The 16,347-nt window shown below is 69.6% G+C and carries 15 protein-coding genes; 6 read left to right on the top strand and 9 right to left on the bottom strand.

Annotated elements, in window-relative coordinates; all coding sequences use genetic code 11:
* Positions 1 to 268 precede the first annotated feature (268 nt).
* Positions 269 to 3,055 (bottom strand): BTAD domain-containing putative transcriptional regulator, encoded by a 2,787-nt coding sequence (locus tag ABZX37_RS15900; RefSeq protein ID WP_354740017.1) that lies wholly within the window; start codon positions 3,053 to 3,055, stop codon positions 269 to 271.
* A 68-nt stretch (positions 3,056 to 3,123) separates the two neighbouring features.
* Between ABZX37_RS15900 and ABZX37_RS15895 the strand changes: the two genes are divergently transcribed.
* Complete coding sequence (locus tag ABZX37_RS15895; RefSeq protein ID WP_354740015.1) at positions 3,124 to 4,062, top strand: o-succinylbenzoate synthase; 939 nt, start codon at positions 3,124 to 3,126, stop codon at positions 4,060 to 4,062.
* An 85-nt stretch (positions 4,063 to 4,147) separates the two neighbouring features.
* Entirely contained in the window at positions 4,148 to 4,357 is a 210-nt protein-coding gene (locus ABZX37_RS15890) for a PspC domain-containing protein (protein ID WP_037807882.1), read from the top strand.
* A gap of 94 nt (positions 4,358 to 4,451) precedes the next feature.
* Here ABZX37_RS15890 and groL read toward each other — a convergent pair whose 3' ends face one another.
* The 4 genes from groL to ABZX37_RS15870 form a co-directional block, all read right to left on the bottom strand.
* Complete coding sequence (gene groL, locus ABZX37_RS15885) at positions 4,452 to 6,080, bottom strand: chaperonin GroEL (protein ID WP_354740013.1); 1,629 nt, start codon at positions 6,078 to 6,080, stop codon at positions 4,452 to 4,454.
* Positions 6,081 to 6,347: 267 nt separating this feature from the next.
* Entirely contained in the window at positions 6,348 to 8,114 is a 1,767-nt protein-coding gene (locus ABZX37_RS15880; protein ID WP_354740011.1) for a serine/threonine-protein kinase, read from the bottom strand.
* Between the two features lie 71 nt (positions 8,115 to 8,185).
* Positions 8,186 to 8,389, bottom strand: coding sequence for a cold-shock protein (locus ABZX37_RS15875; RefSeq protein WP_009083993.1), 204 nt, complete (start codon positions 8,387 to 8,389; stop codon positions 8,186 to 8,188).
* Positions 8,390 to 8,494: 105 nt separating this feature from the next.
* Positions 8,495 to 9,106, bottom strand: coding sequence for an AIM24 family protein (locus tag ABZX37_RS15870; RefSeq protein WP_354740009.1), 612 nt, complete (start codon positions 9,104 to 9,106; stop codon positions 8,495 to 8,497).
* Positions 9,107 to 9,240: 134 nt separating this feature from the next.
* Between ABZX37_RS15870 and glp the strand changes: the two genes are divergently transcribed.
* Positions 9,241 to 10,434 (top strand): gephyrin-like molybdotransferase Glp, encoded by a 1,194-nt coding sequence (gene glp, locus ABZX37_RS15865; protein ID WP_354740007.1) that lies wholly within the window; start codon positions 9,241 to 9,243, stop codon positions 10,432 to 10,434.
* 230 nt (positions 10,435 to 10,664) lie between these two features.
* On the opposite strand, the gene cpt is transcribed toward glp, so the two are convergent.
* The 3 genes from cpt to ABZX37_RS15850 form a co-directional block, all read right to left on the bottom strand.
* Positions 10,665 to 11,183, bottom strand: a complete 519-nt coding sequence (cpt, locus tag ABZX37_RS15860; RefSeq protein ID WP_354740005.1) for a chloramphenicol phosphotransferase CPT — start codon at positions 11,181 to 11,183, stop codon at positions 10,665 to 10,667.
* Between the two features lie 213 nt (positions 11,184 to 11,396).
* The gene (locus tag ABZX37_RS15855) at positions 11,397 to 12,593 is read right to left on the bottom strand and encodes an MFS transporter (protein WP_354740003.1); all 1,197 of its coding nucleotides are present in this window, start codon (positions 12,591 to 12,593) and stop codon (positions 11,397 to 11,399) included.
* Between the two features lie 59 nt (positions 12,594 to 12,652).
* On the bottom strand, positions 12,653 to 13,198 hold the full coding sequence (locus ABZX37_RS15850; RefSeq protein ID WP_354740001.1) for a helix-turn-helix domain-containing protein: 546 nt from the start codon (positions 13,196 to 13,198) through the stop codon (positions 12,653 to 12,655).
* Positions 13,199 to 13,259: 61 nt separating this feature from the next.
* On the opposite strand from ABZX37_RS15850, the gene ABZX37_RS15845 reads away from it, so the two are divergent.
* From ABZX37_RS15845 to pssA, 3 genes are all read left to right on the top strand, one after another.
* A complete protein-coding gene (locus ABZX37_RS15845; RefSeq protein WP_116200394.1) occupies positions 13,260 to 13,550 on the top strand; it encodes a GlsB/YeaQ/YmgE family stress response membrane protein in 291 nt (96 codons plus the stop codon).
* A gap of 441 nt (positions 13,551 to 13,991) precedes the next feature.
* Complete coding sequence (locus ABZX37_RS15840) at positions 13,992 to 14,705, top strand: phosphatidylserine decarboxylase (RefSeq protein WP_354739999.1); 714 nt, start codon at positions 13,992 to 13,994, stop codon at positions 14,703 to 14,705.
* 2 nt (positions 14,706 to 14,707) lie between these two features.
* On the top strand, positions 14,708 to 15,676 hold the full coding sequence (gene pssA / locus ABZX37_RS15835) for a CDP-diacylglycerol--serine O-phosphatidyltransferase (protein WP_354739997.1): 969 nt from the start codon (positions 14,708 to 14,710) through the stop codon (positions 15,674 to 15,676).
* Between the two features lie 2 nt (positions 15,677 to 15,678).
* On the opposite strand, the gene ABZX37_RS15830 is transcribed toward pssA, so the two are convergent.
* Entirely contained in the window at positions 15,679 to 16,314 is a 636-nt protein-coding gene (locus ABZX37_RS15830) for a TetR/AcrR family transcriptional regulator C-terminal domain-containing protein (protein WP_354739995.1), read from the bottom strand.
* Positions 16,315 to 16,347: the final 33 nt, after the last annotated feature.

Below are 16,347 nucleotides of genomic sequence, written 5' to 3'. Positions count from 1 at the left end.
GCCAAGCTAACGCCTTGCCGCTCCAGATAGCTGCGCCCTCGCCCGGTCCGCGCAGCCGACAGCCCGTGCCACGGCAACGCAGCCGAAGCCACTCCCCGCGCAGAGCCCGCCAGTTGCGCTCGAACTCTGTGTGCGCCGGGATGATCCGGGCAAACTGCTCGCAACCAGCAGTCCCGAGCGGCCGCGGTGCCGACGCGTCAAACCGGCCGACTCCACTCGAACCACATCAGGATGATTCAGCCGCCCCACCGCAGCGACAAGGCCGGAACTACCCCCGCACCAACCCAGCCAACTGTGCCCGCACCCGGTCCGCGTCCGGGTGGTCCAACCGGGTCAGCAACCGCACCGCGCGCAGCCAGCAGTCTCGGGCGGCGGCGGTTCGGCCGTAGCGCAAGTGCGCCGTCCCCAGTTCCGACAGGACGTCCGCGGCCTCGTATTCCTCGTCCATCGCGAAGAACATGTCGACCGCTTCCGACAGGCACTCGATTCCTTCCACATGCCGACCCAGGCCCAGCAGCGCGCGGGCGCGGGCGGCCAGTGAGAAGCGGCCCTGCGGCAGGTCGTCCGGCGGGACCAGTGCCAGTGCCTCGTCCGCCAGCGACAGCGCTTGCGGATAGTCGCCCATCATCGCGCACAGGTCGCCCAAAGCGCGCAAAACGTTCGCCTCCACCGAGGTGAAACCCAGTTCCCGGGTGATTTCCAGCGAACGCAGGCCATGCCGGTAGGCCTCCGGGAAATCTTCGATGCTCTGCGCGGTCATCGCCAGGTTGTAGCGCGCCCGCGCCTCCCCCGGCAGTGAGCCCAACTCCAGCTGCACGGTCAGTGCCTGCTCCAGATATTCGCGCGCCAGCCCGTAGTTCCGGGCGACTCCTTCGATCACGCCCAGTCCATTGAGGATTGCCGCTTCGCCGGGTCGTTCGCCGGAATTTCGCGCTGCCCGCAGGCCGATCTCGAAGACGTAGCGCCATTCGTCCACCCGGGCGCGTCCGGCGAAATAGGTGAACAGCGACCAGGCCAGCCGCCAGCATTGCGCGTATCGGCCGATCCGGAACGACCACTGGATCACCGAGATCAGATTCCCGTGTTCTTCGCTGAACCAGGCCAAAGCACGGTGGAAGTCCGAGAATTCCGGTGCGCCGTCCTCAAGAACGGGGCCGATTTCGTCCAGCAGCTGGTTCGGGCGCATCGCCAAACCCGCGTTCCGTGCCGACGCGATGAACCAGTCGAGCAGCCGCGAGCTGGCTTCCGCGCGCTCGGCGTCGTCGTCCTCCTGCTCCGACAATTCGTTCGCATACGCGCGGATCAGGTCGTGGAACTGGTACCGGCCCGGTTTCGGCTGGATGAGCAGGTGAGTCGAGACCAGGGTGTCGAGAGCGCCGCGAGTCTCCTTTTCGGACCGTCCGCTGAGTGCGACTGCCATGCCCAGTGACAGATCTGGGCCAGCCGACAGGGCCAGCAATCGCAGAAGCCGGGCTGCGGCTGGGCACAGAACCCGATAGGAGTAAGAGAAAACTGTGCGGATGTTCGTTTCGTCGCCGTCGCCCAGGTCGAACGTGCTCAACCGGCCAGCGTCCGAAGGCAACGCTGCTACGAACTCGTCCAGCGGCAGCCGGGGGAACTGGGCCGCGCGGACGGCGAGGATTCGGATCGCCAGCGGGAGTCCGCCGCAATACCGCACGAACCGACCAGCCGCGGCCGGGTCCTCGTGCACCCGTTCGACGCCGATGGCCGACGCGAGAAGCTCTACCGCCTCTTCGCTGTCCAATTCGGACAGTGCGATCCGCCGGGCGCCGTGTGTCGCGACCAGTCCGCGCAGTTGCCAGCGGCTCGTCACTACGACCAGGCATCCGGGGCCAGGCAGCAGTGAACGCACTTGTTCGGTGCTGTTCGCGTTGTCCAGCACTACCAACAGCCGTCGGCCGGTGGTGTAGGTGCGCCAGGTAGCCGCGCGTTCGTCCAAACCGGACGGGATCCGGTCGGCGGGGACGCCCAGTGCGATGAGCATTGTCTCCAGCGCGGCGATCGGCGGCACCGGTGCGCCTGGGCCGTAGCCACGCAGGTCCAGGAATACCTGGCCGCCGGTGAAACGGTCCGCGATCTGATGTGCGAAGTGGACAGACAGGGTTGTTTTCCCTTGTCCGCCCATGCCTTCCACTGAGGCGATCGGCGTGGAGGTGCCGTCGTCCAGGGCTTCCGGAAGCAACGCGCGCAGGGCTTTCAAATCAGCCGCCCGACCGGCGAACGCGCCGAGGTCGGCCGGAAGCTGGTGCGGCACATGAGGTTCCAGAGGAGTCCGGAATCTTGTGCCCTGGTCGCCGCCCAGCACTAGCCGGTGTGCGCGCTGCAGTCCGGCACCGGGATCCAGGCCCAGCTCCTCGGCGAGAAGGCCGCTGATCCGCCGGTAGACGTCCAAAGCTTCGGCTTGCCGTCCGGAGCGGAGCAGCGCGTACATCAGCTGCTCGTGCGGCCGTTCGCGCAGCGGATGTTCGCGCGTCAGACGCTCCAGCTCAGGCACGACGGTGTCGTACTCGCCGACGGTCACCAGCGTCTCGGCCCACAGCTCACGCACCCGCGTGCGTTCCTCCGCAAGCTGCCCGACCTCGTCCCGGTGCAGCGCGTCCGACTCCACGTTCTGCAGCGCCGTACCCCGCCACTGTCCCAACGCGTCCTCGAAGTACCCCGCCGCGCGCCGATGTTCGCCTCGTTCCGCCGCACTGCGGCCGCGCGCCGCGAACTGCCGGAACCTGCCGAGGTCCACCGCGTTCTCGTCGACTTCCAACAGGTAGCCGCCGCGTTCGGTGCGGATCGCCGCGCCGTCGCCGAGCGCCCGGCGCAGCCGCAGGACATACGTCTGCAGCGCGCCCTTCGACCGCCGCTGGTCGTCGCCCCACAGCCAGTGGCTGAGCACGTCGACCGACACCAGCCGATTCGCCCGCAGCAGCAGTCCGGCGAGCACGATCAGCGGGCGGCTGCCGCCCAGCGGCACCACCTGGTCCCCGGCCAGCACCTCGGCCGGGCCGAGCACCCGGAAGTCGAGGCCGTCCACACGTTCCATTGTGGCGTTGAGACGGCCCCCGCGGCACCTCGGTTCCCGTCACCGCGGCGATGGCATGATCGGCAGTCATGCAGGTTTACGCGCTCCCGCTGCACACCCGGTTCCGGGACATCACCGTCCGTGAAGGACTGTTGCTCCGCGGTCCCGCCGGCTGGGGCGAGTTCTGCCCGTTCGCTGACTATTCGGACACCGAGAGCGTGCCCTGGCTCGCCGCCGCGCTCGAAGCGAGCGAAGAAGGCTGGCCCGCGCCGGTCCGCGACCGTATTGAGGTGAACACGACAGTCCCGATCGTGTCGCCGGAACGCGCGTTCGAACTAGTCCGCGCCTCCGGTTGCCGCACGGCGAAGGTCAAGGTCGCCGACAAACGCGCGACGCTCGCCGAGGACTGCGCGCGCATCGAAGCGGTGCGCGACGCCCTGGGTCCGTCCGGCGCGATCCGGGTCGACGCCAACACCGCGTGGGACGTCGACACCGCCGTGCACGCGCTCGGCGAACTGGACCGCGCGGCCGGTGGACTGGAGTACGCCGAGCAGCCCTGCCCCACGATCGACGACCTCGCCGCCGTCCGGCGTCGCGTGTCGGTGCGGATCGCGGCCGACGAGTCGATCCGCCGCGCGGAAGATCCGCTGAAGGTCGCCGTCGCCGGGGCCGCCGACATCGCCGTGCTCAAGGTCGCGCCGCTCGGCGGAGTGCGCCGGGCACTGGAGGTCGCGGAGGCGTGCGGGCTGCCGTGTGTCGTGTCGTCGGCAGTCGAGACAAGCGTCGGGCTGGCCGCCGGGCTCGCGCTCGCCGGGGCGTTGCTGGAGCTGGACTTCGCCTGCGGACTCGGCACGATGTCGTTGCTGCGCGGGGATGTCTGCACCGAAACACTGTCCCCTGTGGACGGTTACCTGCCGGTGCTGCGCCAAGCCCCGGAACCCGACGCGTACGCCGGATTCGCGGCGTCGTCCGAGGTGGAATCGGCGTGGCTGGACCGGTTCGAGCGGGTCCGCCGGATCAGCGGGTAAGGGAGACTTCAGGGTCGCGGCCCCGGGACTATCTCCGGGGCGATCCCGGATGTGCGGCGGGCCCCGGTCGCGGAGTATTGCTGGCATGACGGACAACGTGCAGGCCGCACCGGCCAAGAAGATCTTCCGCAGCCGCTCCGACCGCATGCTCACCGGCGTGTGCGGCGGATGGGCCAACTACCTCAACGTCGACCCCTCGATGGTGCGCATCGCCGCGGTCGCCGGGGCCGTGCTGTCGGCCGGGGTGATCCTCCCGGTCTACGCCGCCGCGGCCGTGCTGACGCCCGAAGACTGATCGCCCGGCGGCGTGCCCCGGGAGCTAGTGCGGAAACGAGCGAAGCCCGGCCCACCGCGAGGGTGAACCGGGCTTCGCCGGAAAGCAGCCGAACTCAGAAGTCCATGCCACCCATGCCGCCGGTCGGGTCGGCCGGAGCGGCAGCAGCCTTCTCCGGCTTGTCCGCGACGACAGCCTCGGTGGTCAGGAACAGCGCCGCGATGGAAGCGGCGTTCTGCAGCGCGGAGCGGGTGACCTTCGTCGGGTCCGGCACGCCGGCCGCGAGCAGGTCCTCGTACTCGCCGGTGGCGGCGTTCAGGCCGTGGCCCTGCGGGAGGGACTTGACCTTCTCCGCCACGACGCCGCCCTCGAGGCCGGCGTTGATCGCGATCTGCTTGAGCGGAGCCTCGACGGCGACCTTGACGATGTTCGCGCCAGTGGCCTCGTCACCGGTCAGCTTCAGGCCCGCGAAAGCGGCCTCGGCAGCCTGGATCAGGGCCACGCCGCCGCCGGCGACGATGCCCTCTTCCACAGCGGCCTTGGCGTTGCGCACCGCGTCCTCGATGCGGTGCTTGCGCTCCTTCAGCTCGACCTCGGTCGCGGCGCCGGCCTTGATGACGGCCACGCCGCCGGCCAGCTTCGCGAGCCGCTCCTGCAGCTTCTCGCGGTCGTAGTCCGAGTCGGAGTTCTCGATCTCCGCGCGGATCTGGTTGACGCGACCCTGGATCTGGTCGGCGTCGCCCGCACCCTCGACGATGGTGGTCTCGTCACGGGTGATGACGGCCTTGCGGGCGCGGCCCAGCAGCGACAGGTCCGCGTTCTCCAGCTTGAGGCCGACGTCCTCGGAGATGACCTGGCCGCCGGTCAGGATCGCGATGTCCTGCAGGATCGCCTTGCGGCGGTCGCCGAAGCCCGGGGCCTTGACGGCGACGGACTTGAAGGTGCCGCGGATCTTGTTGACGACCAGGGTCGCCAGGGCTTCGCCCTCGACGTCCTCGGCGATGATCAGCAGCGGCTTGCCGGACTGGATGACCTTCTCCAGCAGCGGCAGGACGTCCTTGACGTTGGAGATCTTGGAACCGAAGAGCAGGACGTACGGGTCCTCCAGCTCGGCTTCCTGGCGCTCCGGGTCGGTCACGAAGTAACCGGACACGTAGCCCTTGTCGAAGCGCATGCCCTCGGTGAGCTCCAGCTCGAGCCCGAAGGTGTTGCTCTCCTCGACGGTGACGACGCCTTCCTTGCCGACCTTGTCCAGCGCCTCGGCGATCAGCTCGCCGATGGTGCGGTCAGCGGCCGAGATCGAGGCGGTAGCAGCGATCTGCTCCTTGGTCTCGATCTGGACGGCGGCCTTGTGCAGCTGCTCGGTGATGGCCTCGACGGCCGCCTCGATGCCCCGCTTGAGCGAGATCGGGTCGGCGCCGGCCGCGACGTTGCGCAGGCCCTCGCGCACGAGCGCCTGGGCGAGCACGGTGGCGGTGGTGGTGCCGTCGCCCGCTACGTCGTCAGTCTTCTTGGCAACTTCCTTGACGAGCTCGGCCCCGATCTTCTCCCACGGGTCCTCGAGCTCGATCTCCTTGGCGATGGAGACACCGTCGTTGGTGATCGTCGGCGCGCCCCACTTCTTTTCGAGCACGACGTTCCGGCCCCGCGGGCCGAGGGTCACCTTGACGGCTTCGGCGAGGGTGTTCAAGCCGCGCTCAAGACCGCGGCGGGCGTCCTCGTCGAACGCGATCAGTTTGGCCATTGCGGTGTGGTCCTCCGGTATTGGGCGCCACCGCCGCGCTGTCTCCAGCGGCGGCAGCAGGACACGTCCTCGGCCAGGCTCGGTGCCCGCGACGGACGACTGACCGGTGGGTCAGCCTCACCGTCCCGACCTTCAGGCAGGCGGTCGGTGACCGCTCGCCTAGCACTCGACGGCGTCGAGTGCCAATGCCGTGTTTAGCACTCTCCGGGGTCGAGTGCAAGGAGCGCAGGTCAGCGTCGGTGCTCTTCGAAGAGCAGGTCGGCCGCGTCAGTGGCTCGGCTGGATGTGGATCGACGACGGCGGCGGGCGCAGCGACGACGGACCGGCGGACTTCGAGCCGCCCGGGCCGACCGGGATGTTGGGCGCCGACGACGTCGGGGCGGTGCCGCCGTTGCCGTTGTCGTCCCCGCCGAAGAGGAAGATCGCGCCGACGACCAGTCCGGCCACGACGAGCACGCCCAGCGCGATCCACAGCCACCTCAGGCCGCCGCTCTTGGACTGCTTCTCGAACGCGCCCGCGCCGCCCGCCGGGGACGGCGGGCGCAGCCGCATCGGGTCGCCGAAGGCCTGGGTCGGGTGGTTCTGCTGGCCGGGGTAGCCGGGCTGGTTCGGGTAGCCGCCGTAGCCGGGCGGGGGGCCTTGCTGAGGTTGCTGACCTGGCTGACCTGGCTGGCCCGGGTAGCCGTAGCCGGGCGGGGGACCTGCCGGGGCTTGGCCGGGGTAGCCCTGCTGGCCTGGCTGGGGCTGGCTTGGCTGGGGCTGACCGGGCTGCGGCTGGCCGAGTTGTCCGGGCTGCGGCTGACCCGGCTGGGGCTGGCCGGGCTGTGCTGGATAACCGGGCGGGGGCTGGTTGCCGTAACCGGCGGGGCCGCCGTAGCCGCCCTGGGCGGCGTATCCGGGCTGGCCGGGCTGGGCCCACGCGCCGGGAACGGCCTGGCCGCCGGGCGCACCCGGTGCGCCGACGCCGGGAGCGCCAGGACCTTGTCCCGCAGCCCCGGGGCCTCCCGGCTGCGCGACTGGCCCGCCAGGACCGGCCGGTCCACCGGTGCCAGGTCCACCAGCACCGGGACCACCAGCTCCGCCCGGACCGCCGGGAACACCGGGTCCGGCCGCACCGCCAGGTCCTTGCTGCATGCCCGCCTCCGGAAGTCCGTTCGGCCGGGCGGGGCCCGGCGGGGTGTCCGAGGTCGCGAGCGGGCCGAGCGCCACCCTGGCCGCGGCGATCATCGCGACGCAGTTGGGGTAGCGGTCGTTCGGGCTTTTCGCCATGCCCTTGCGGATGACCTCGTCCACGGCGGCCGGGAGCGCGACCACGCTCGCCACCGACGGCGGCTCGCCGCCGAGGTGGCCCTTGATGACGGCGGGGACGTCGCCGCGGAACGGCGGGTTGCCGGTCAGGCAGGCGAACAGCACGCAGGTGAGGGCGTACTGGTCGGTGCGGCCGTCGAGCGGTTCGCCGCGCAGGTGTTCCGGGGCGGCGTAGGTGGGCGAGCCGAGGAAGTCGCCGCCGCGGGTGCGGTGGCCGGTGGCGCCGCGGCGGGTGAGGCCGAAGTCGGCGACGTAGACGTGCTCGCGCGAGGTCTCGCGGCTGGTGACGAGGACGTTGGCCGGTTTGACGTCGAGGTGCACGAGGCCGTGGTTGTGCAGGGTGTCGAGGGCGTCGGCGACCTGGTCGAGCAGGCTGAGCGCGCGCGACGGGCTGATCGGGCCCGCGGACATGAGGCCGGCGAGGTCGCCGCCGTCGACCATCCGCATGGCGATGTAGAGCATGCCGTCGAGTTCGCCGAAGTCGTACAGCGGGACGACGTTGGCGTGGTCGATCGCGGAGGTGTTGCGTGCCTCGTCGACGAACCGTTCGCGGAACTCGGCGTCCGCGCCAAGGTGGTCGCCGATGACCTTCAGTGCCACCTTGCGGCCGAGCCGCGTGTCCGTGGCCTGGTAGGTCACGCTCATGCCGCCCTTGCCGAGCACCGAGTCGATGCGGTAGTGGCCCAGCTGGCGACCGGTGAGGTCCCCCGACACGTCGCCTGTCACGCAGCGCAGCTTAACGCGCCGGTATCCGCTGCCACTGCCGGTTCGCCCAACCGGTCAGCGGACCTGCCTCGCTAGACCTTGCGGACGTCCGCGGCCTGGCTTCGGCCGTCGCGGCCGGACTGGACCTCGAACTCCACCCGATCGCCCTCGTCGAGAGTGCGGAATCCGTCGGCCTGGATGGCCGAATAGTGGACGAAGACGTCCGGACCCTCGGGGGATTCGATGAACCCGTAGCCCTTTTCCGAGTTGAACCACTTGACGGTGCCGACTGCCACGGCGCCCTCCCTCGGGACAAGAATCCGCTGTCCATCAGCGTGCGAAGTGGAGTTCACGCTACCGGAATCAGCGCTCCCGGCAATGGGGTAATCGGCAGATTCCCCTTACGCCTGCGACACTCTCCGGTTGCGCGATTGGACGAGCACGGTTCCCGGTCCGGCGAAATCGAGGACGAGTCCCTCACCGGTTCGCAGCGACTGCGGACCGCTCGGATCAAGCGCGCGCAACCGGCATTGCACGGTGTCGGGATAGGCGAGGAGATAGTCCGGGCGCACGGTCACGATCTCGCCGCGGCCGAGGTCGAACGAGTCCACCGGGCCGGGCGCGGTGAGCAGGAGCGGGCCGCGGCCGCTGTAATGCTCGAGGAACCCGGAATCGGCGCCGAACAACTGCTGCAGCGGGGCCCAGTTCTGGTCGACGCGGACCGTGCCCGGCCGGGCGAGCACGCCTTCGCGGTGCACCGACCAGCCGGTGGAACCGGTCAATTCGAGCGGATAGACGTCGCCGGGCCCGAGCGGGGCCAGATCGACCCAGCCGCCTTCCTGCGGCGCGGTGAACACCGAAGGTCCGCCCTTGCGGCCGCGGTTCTGGTTCGTCTCGGCCACGTTGAAGCTGCTGGCCAGCAACGATTCCGAGGCGGCCTGCACGGCTTCGCCGGGGGCGAGCAGCACGCGGGCGACGCCGAACCCCGGCGTGTGCCTGGTGTGGACGCGCATGTCAGCGGGGGTTCGCGAGCGCGGCGCGCCCGGGCTGGTTGCGGACCCGAAACTGCATCAGAACTCTCCCCGTACTCCCCGGCTTGTGCCGGGAGAGTGTTGCACGACGGGCAGCAAGAGGGAGGATGGTCCGCGTGATCTCCGTCGACGCCTACCGCGAGACCGTGACCGAACTGCTCGGCCGCGCGCCTGTCCGCACTGTTCCGGTGGCCGAAGCCGCCGGGCTCGTCCTGGCCCGCGACGTGCTCGCTGACGTGGCCCTGCCGCCCTTCGACAACTCCGCGATGGACGGGTACGCCGTGCGCGCGGCGGACGTCGCCGAGGTCCCGGTGACGCTGCCGGTAGCCGACGACATCCCGGCCGGCCGGGTCGACGTCAAGCCGCTCGAATCGGGTACCGCTCAGCGGATCATGACCGGCGCGCCGCTGCCGCCGGGCGCGGACGCGATCGTGATGGTCGAGGACACCGACCGCGGCACCACGGACGTCCAGATCTCCCGCGCGGCCACTGCCGGCAACCACATCCGCCGGATCGGCGAGGACGTCACGAAGGGGACCGTCGCGCTGCACGCGGGCACCGTGCTGAGCCATGCGCACCTGGGCCTCGCCGCCGCGGTCGGTTTGGCGGAGCTCGAGGTGTTCCGGCCGCTGTCGGTGCTGGTGGTGTCGACCGGCACGGAACTGGTGGAAGCCCCGAACCCGTTGCAGCACGGGCAAATCTACGAATCGAACAGCGTGATGCTGGCGGCGGCTTTGCAGGGTCTTGGTTGTCGGGTCGAGGTCGTGCGCAGCGTGGTCGACGACGTGGAGGAATTCCGCAAGATCATCGAGCCGCGGCTGGAGTCGGTGGATCTGCTGCTCACGTCTGGCGGGGTGTCGGCCGGGGCGTATGAAGTGGTGAAGGACGCGCTGACCGGACAGGGCGTGGAATTCCAGAAGATCGCGATGCAGCCGGGCGGGCCGCAGGGGTGCGGTCGATGGAATGGCGTGCCGGTGGTGACTTTGCCGGGGAATCCGGTGAGTGTGCTGGTGTCGTTCGAGGCATTTTTGCGACCGGCGGTGCTTTCGGCGATGGGCCATTCGGACGTCGATCGGCGTCGGGTGCGGGCGCGGTTGACTGAGGACATGACGTCCCCAGTTGGGCGACGGCAGTTCCGGCGGGGGTTTTATACGCCGGTTCTTGGTGAGGTGACTGGGGTTGTCGGGCCGCGGGGCGGGCCGGGGTCGCATTTGCTGGCGGCGTTTACGCAGGCCAATTGTTTGATCGTGTTGCCGGAGGAGGTCGCGGCGGCTTCGGAGGGGGATGAGGTTGAGGTGCTGCTGCTTTAGCGGTGGCCTGTTCGGCGGTTTTGCTTGCCGGGCGGTCTGTTCGGCCGATGCTGCCGTGCCCCACGGTGCCGATCGCGCTCGTGCCTCAAGGCCGTGTTCTGGCGGCGCAGCAAGTTGATGCCGCTGTCCGGCGATTTTCTCTGTCGCCCAGCCCCGCCCTTGGAGCATTCGCGGAGTCGTCGCAACCGGATTCGGCGAGAACGCTCGGCTGAGGTTTCCCAGCCCGCCGATCAGCTGACCTGTGCGGCGATGGTCCGTGCGCACTCCAACGACTCGGTACGCGTGGTGTCCACCTCCAGGTCATAAACCATGCCCCGGTGGACCATCTCCGCCTGGGACGCCGCCATGCCGATGACCCGATCACCTCGTGCGACCTCGCGGCCCGCGGCAACCGCACTGTCGCATCGGACGCCGACCCACAGCACCCGCAGTTCGCCCAAAGCCTTCTGCCATCGCTTCTGCGAGTCCGCTCCGCCGAGGAAGACCTCGTCAACGATGACCCTGGCACCCGCACGGGCCATCGCGGCGATCCCCTCGATCCATGCCGCTTCCAGCCTTCGGAACTCCGGCCCGACAATCACCTGTCCGTCCGGCGCGAACTCGATCCCGGCATTCGACGCGGGCATCGCCTCAACCAGTGTGTCGGTCCCCAAGGCCAGCCACGGATCCGGCAGGACTGCCTGCAGACACCGAACGATCCCGGATTTCCCCGAACTGGAACCACCGTTGAGAAGGATCACCTCAGCCATCACCACGCCACGGTAGAGGCCCGACAGCAACGCTCGAAACGGATTTCCGCGAATGCCGCACCGCCTGCCACAACCCGGTGACTCTCCCCGCCAGAACACCAGCCCCGCAGTCCTCGCGGATCCATCCCGGGCCTCAAGCCGAGACCTTGCAACACCGCCCCAGCCCCCGCCAACGCAGCCCCCGCCCTCTCCGGGGGACGGCCCTTGTCCAGTCTATCCGCCCCCACCGACAGCCCCGCTCACTTCGGCCGGGTTGTCCACAGCGAGTGCGACTTGGGGAAAGTCCCGTGCCCGCCGCAACGGCCCCAGCAGCAGCACCACAAGCGACGCCAGCTGAATGCCCACCATCGCGAACATCGCCGCCCGTACCCCGGCCGCCTGTCCGAGCGCGCCGCCCAGCAAGGCGCCCAGTGGGATGGTGCCGTAGTTGACCATCGCCGAGCTCGCGCTGATCCGGCCATAAAGATGGCGCGGGCAATACCGCTGCCGGAACGTCGCGCCCAGCACGTTCGATCCGACCACGCCCGCCGCGATTCCCGCCCCGGCGAGGACGAACAGCGTCAGACCCCACCCTGGTCGGGCCAGCGGGCCGAGCAGCATCGCGGGCACCACCAGCGCCTCGCACCACAGGAATCCCCACGCGGTGCCGGTTCGCCGGGCGACCCGGCTCACCAAGGTCGCACCGAGCACTCCGCCGACTTCGCCCAGGGCGAGCACAAGTCCGACGGCACCCGGGCCCTGGCCGAGCACATCGACCAGGAACACCACTGCCACCGCGTAAAAGCCGTTCAGGGCCAGGTTCGCGACCCCGCCGGACAGGACCAGCGCCCGCAAATACGAATCCCGGGCCACGATTCGCATGCCTCCGGCGATTTCGGCGCGCAAGCGCGTACGCGGGCGGGGAGGCGGGTCGTCCGCACGCAGGAAACCTAGGCACAGCGCGGAAAAACCAAAGCTCAACGCATCCACGAGCACGCCGCTGACCGGTCCGAACGCTGAAGCCAGCAGTCCGGCCAAGCCAGGGCCGCCGACTTGAGCAGCGGATTCAGCGCCCTGAAGCCGGACGTTCGCATCCTGAAGATCCGCATCGTCCACAACGGACGGAAGGAAAGCCCGATAGGCAAGGGAAAAGAACACCGCCGCGGAGCCACCAACCAAGGCGGCAGCCAAGAGCAACCCGACAGAAAGAAACCCTAAAGTCCACGAGATAGGCACAACAAGGAAAGTCGCCATCTGAATGACGTCGCAGACCAGCATCACCCGGCGCTTAGGCCACCGGTCAACCCAAGCCCCGGCAGGCAAGCCAACCGCAAGCCAGGGAATCCACGCCGCAGCGGTCAGCGAAGCGACCTCGAACGTCGAGGCATGCAGCACCAGCAACGCCACCAACGGAACCGACGCACTGGCCACCGCGCTGCCGACTGTGCTGACCGTCTGCCCAGTCCACAAGAGACGGAACGCGGCACCCCTCACGGCTCAGCTCTGAAACCGCGCCCGAACACGAACACCGACTGCCGCTCCACCGAAGGATCAGAAGCCGCTTTGGCGCCGAATTCCGCGAACAACGCAGCCATCCGCTCGTTCAGCTCCGCCAATTCCGCGGACGTCAACCGCATCCACGCATCAGAAGAGAACCACGCATCACGCCATTCCGCGGGAGCCGTCTCCATTTCCGAAAGCCAGCCCCGGGACAACGTCATCTGCCGATCGAGGCTCACCGTCTCCGCGACCTCCGCCACCGGATCCCCGACGAAATCCGAAGTGGCCCAGGACAACGCCTCGGAAGGACGCCGCCACCACCGCTCCCGCCGGTCCCGCGCCAGTTCCGGCGCTTCGACCACCAGACCGGCCCCGGAAAGCACCTTCAGGTGGTGGCTCACATTGCCCACCGCCTGACCGGTTTTCTCCGCGAGCACCGACGCGGTGGCCGGGCCGTCGAGTTTCAGCATGTCCAGCAGGCGGCGGCGCAGCGGATGCGACATCGCGGCCAGCACTTGGGAATCGCGGACCTCCATGATTCACAATAGTAGTTGTACAACAGCTCTTGTGCAATAGGGCGAAGGTATCCTCGCGAGCATGGGCATCATCCTGTGGATCGTCTTCGGCGCGCTGGTCGGCTGGATCGCGAACCTCGTGGTCGGCGGCCGGGAGCGGCAGCGGCAGGGCTGTCTCGTCAGCGTGCTGGTCGGCGTGGTCGGGGCGGCCCTCGGCGGGTTCGTCTACCGGCTCGCGACCGGCGAGCAGCAACACTTCGAGTTCGATTTCCCGAGCTTCGGCGTCGCCATCCTGGGCGCGATCGTGCTGCTGCTCGTGTTGCGGCTGGTCAGCGCCGCGACCGCGAGCCGCCGCGATCGTGACCGTTGGTAACGGTTTCCCGACGATCTGTCAGAACACCCCGGTCGCGGACTAAACTGACCCGTTCCGCGCCCGGGTGCGTGCTTCGTCGGGGGACGCATGCACCCGGGCCGCGTCCCGCACGAGCCGGGCGGCGTGAACAGGGTCGACGAGCTGGGGAACGGGTGCCGAGAGGACATCCCGGCGCCAGGCGCGCAACAGCTGCGCGAGCAGATCGGGTACCGCCATCGTCTCCCTCGCCAGGTCGGCCCGGGCACCGGTCCCGAGCGGCGTCAACTACCCGGTGTTATCGGATTGTTCGACGCGTCGTTACCGGTTTGTGGTCGCGCCCACCCGCGCCGGGGCAACCCTTACGACCAGGGGCCGCCGGGTCCGCCGCAGGCGGGCGGTAGCGTGGGGAAGCCCAAATCGGACCCTTACACCGACCGAGACGAACAGCGGGGAACTCGACCCATGAGCGGCCAGCCCACCGGTAACCCCCTCGCGCACGCTGTCCAGCTGGCCCGCGAGACGTTCCCGCCGATGCACCCGGCAGGACGGCCGTTCCTCCTCGGCGGTCTGGCCGCGACGATCGTGGCGCGCCGGTTCTCCAAGCGCCTCGGCGTGGTCGGCGCGCTCGCCACGGCGGGCATGACGGCCTTCTTCCGCGAGCCTAAGCGCGTGCCCCCGCTGCGGGACAACGTCGCGATCTCGGCCGCCGACGGCACCGTCTCGCTCATCGAAGAAGCGGTTCCGCCCGCCGAGCTCGGCCTGCCCGCCGAGCCGCGGATGCGGGTGAGCGTGTTCCTCTCCGTCTACGACGTGCACGTCCAGCGCACGCCGGCGGCGGGCGTGATCTCGAAGGTCGCGTACAAGCCGGGCAAATTCCTTTCCGCGGACCTCGACAAGGCGAGCGAGGTCAACGAGCGCAATTCGCTGGTGCTGCACACGGTCGACGGCCACGAGCTCGTCGTCGTGCAGATCGCCGGGCTGGTCGCGCGCCGCATCCGGTGCGACGTCCGCGAGGGCGACAAGGTGGCCGCCGGCGAGACCTACGGCATCATCCGCTTCGGCTCGCGCGTCGACACCTACCTGCCGCCGGGCAGCCGGGTCGTGGTGGCCAAGGGCCAGCGGACCGTCGGCGGCGAAACCGTGCTCGCCGAACTTCCTGCGCTGGGAGAAAGCTGACCATGGTCCGCGTGACCACCCCGGGCGTCCGGCTGCTGCCGAACGCGATCACCGTGCTCGCGCTCTGCGCCGGTCTCTCCTCGGTGCAGTTCGCCCTCACCGGCAACTACGCGATGGCGATCGGCTCGATCGGCATCGCCGCCGTCCTCGACAGCCTCGACGGCCGCATCGCCCGCCTGCTCGACGCGACGTCCAAGATGGGAGCCGAACTCGACTCGCTGTCGGACGGCATCTCGTTCGGCGTCGCGCCCGCGCTGGTGCTCTACATCTGGCAGGCGCACGGCGACCGCATCGGCTGGGTCGCGTCGCTGATCTTCGCGGTCTGCATGATCCTGCGGCTCGCCCGCTTCAACACACTGCTCGACGACACCGACCAGCCTGCGTACGCCGCCGAGTTCTTCGTCGGCGTGCCCGCGCCGGCCGGCGGTCTGGTCGCGATGCTGCCGCTGATCGCCACGCTGCAGTGGGGCGAGGGCTGGTGGTCGGAGCAGTACGTGGTGCTGGTGTGGACCATCGCGGTCGCCGCGCTCCTGATCAGCCGCATCCCGACGCTGTCGCTCAAGACCGTGAAGGCCCCGGCGAAGGCGATCGCGCCGCTGCTGGTGGGCGTCGGCCTGCTGGCCGCCGCGATCATCGTGTTCCCGCTGGTGGCGCTGGCGGTCGCGCTGGTGCTGTACCTGCTGCACATCCCGTACTCGGTCTACCGGCACCGCTGGCTCGCCGCGCACCCGGAGGCCTGGGAGGTGCCGCCGCGGGAACGCCGCGCGATCCGCCGGGCCCGCAGCCACCGACGGCTGCGGTTGCGTCCGGCCTCGGGCCGGGTCGCCGGTGCGGCGATGCGCGCGGTGCGGCGCACGAACTCGGACCTGGTGCGGAGCCGGAACCTGCGGGAGCGGGACCACAGCTCAGCCACGTCCGGGCCGACCCAGCGGCGTCGCAGCTGGCGTCGGATCGGCATTCGCCGCCGGTAGTTTCAGGCCTTTCCCAGCGCGGACACCAGCAAGTTCAGTTGTGCCTCGAAGTCCTGTCGACAGTCGGCGTCGGTCAGCACCGGCAACAGGCGGTGCAGGTGCGGCGTTTCGCTGGGCGTCGCCATGCGGCGGAACCAGTCGTCGACCGGCTCGGCGCGGTCTAGCGGTGCCCCAGCGAGGCCGGTTTCCTCGGTGAGTGCGGCACCGAACGTGAGGCCGGTCAGCGAGCGATACGCGCGCACGGCCTCGGTGTCGTCCAGTCCGGCGTCCAGCAGGGCGCCGAGCATGCTGTCGATCACCTTCAACGCCCCTGGCGACCGCGGATTGGCCTCGTCCGCGACCAGAGTCCGCAGCACCGCCGGATGCCGCCGGAACTGCGCGTAAAGCCCCTCAGCCAGGCCGCGGACCCGGACGTCCCACGGCGCGGCCGGGTCAGGCACGGGGACCGCCTCGAACATCCGGGCCACGAGACCGTCCAGCAGATCGCCCTTGTTCCGCACGTGGTTGTAGAGCGACATCGCTTCGACGCCCAGCTCCGCGGCGAGCTTGCGCATCGACAGGGCCGCCATGCCGTGCTGGTCGACGAAAGCGAGCGCCGCGTCGAGCACCTTCTCGCGCGTCAGGGTTTCCCGGACCATCCCGCCAGCTTACGGCGTAAGTCCTCGACAGCC

Source organism: Amycolatopsis sp. NPDC004079, assembly GCF_040610415.1.
Taxonomy (GTDB): domain Bacteria; phylum Actinomycetota; class Actinomycetes; order Mycobacteriales; family Pseudonocardiaceae; genus Amycolatopsis; species Amycolatopsis halotolerans.
This window is presented reverse-complemented; position numbering and strand designations above follow the sequence as displayed.

What these genes read in the sequence shown, in the direction of transcription:
- ABZX37_RS15900 (WP_354740017.1), bottom strand. Translation starts at nt 3,055, where the DNA reads ATGGAACGTGTGGACGGCCTCGACTTCCGGGTGCTCGGCCCGGCCGAG.
- ABZX37_RS15895 (WP_354740015.1), top strand. Translation starts at nt 3,124, where the DNA reads ATGCAGGTTTACGCGCTCCCGCTGCACACCCGGTTCCGGGACATCACC.
- ABZX37_RS15890 (WP_037807882.1), top strand. Translation starts at nt 4,148, where the DNA reads ATGACGGACAACGTGCAGGCCGCACCGGCCAAGAAGATCTTCCGCAGC.
- groL (WP_354740013.1), bottom strand. Translation starts at nt 6,080, where the DNA reads ATGGCCAAACTGATCGCGTTCGACGAGGACGCCCGCCGCGGTCTTGAG.
- ABZX37_RS15870 (WP_354740009.1), bottom strand. Translation starts at nt 9,106, where the DNA reads ATGCGCGTCCACACCAGGCACACGCCGGGGTTCGGCGTCGCCCGCGTG.
- cpt (WP_354740005.1), bottom strand. Translation starts at nt 11,183, where the DNA reads ATGGCTGAGGTGATCCTTCTCAACGGTGGTTCCAGTTCGGGGAAATCC.
- ABZX37_RS15850 (WP_354740001.1), bottom strand. Translation starts at nt 13,198, where the DNA reads ATGGAGGTCCGCGATTCCCAAGTGCTGGCCGCGATGTCGCATCCGCTG.
- ABZX37_RS15845 (WP_116200394.1), top strand. Translation starts at nt 13,260, where the DNA reads ATGGGCATCATCCTGTGGATCGTCTTCGGCGCGCTGGTCGGCTGGATC.
- ABZX37_RS15840 (WP_354739999.1), top strand. Translation starts at nt 13,992, where the DNA reads ATGAGCGGCCAGCCCACCGGTAACCCCCTCGCGCACGCTGTCCAGCTG.
- pssA (WP_354739997.1), top strand. Translation starts at nt 14,708, where the DNA reads ATGGTCCGCGTGACCACCCCGGGCGTCCGGCTGCTGCCGAACGCGATC.
- ABZX37_RS15830 (WP_354739995.1), bottom strand. Translation starts at nt 16,314, where the DNA reads ATGGTCCGGGAAACCCTGACGCGCGAGAAGGTGCTCGACGCGGCGCTC.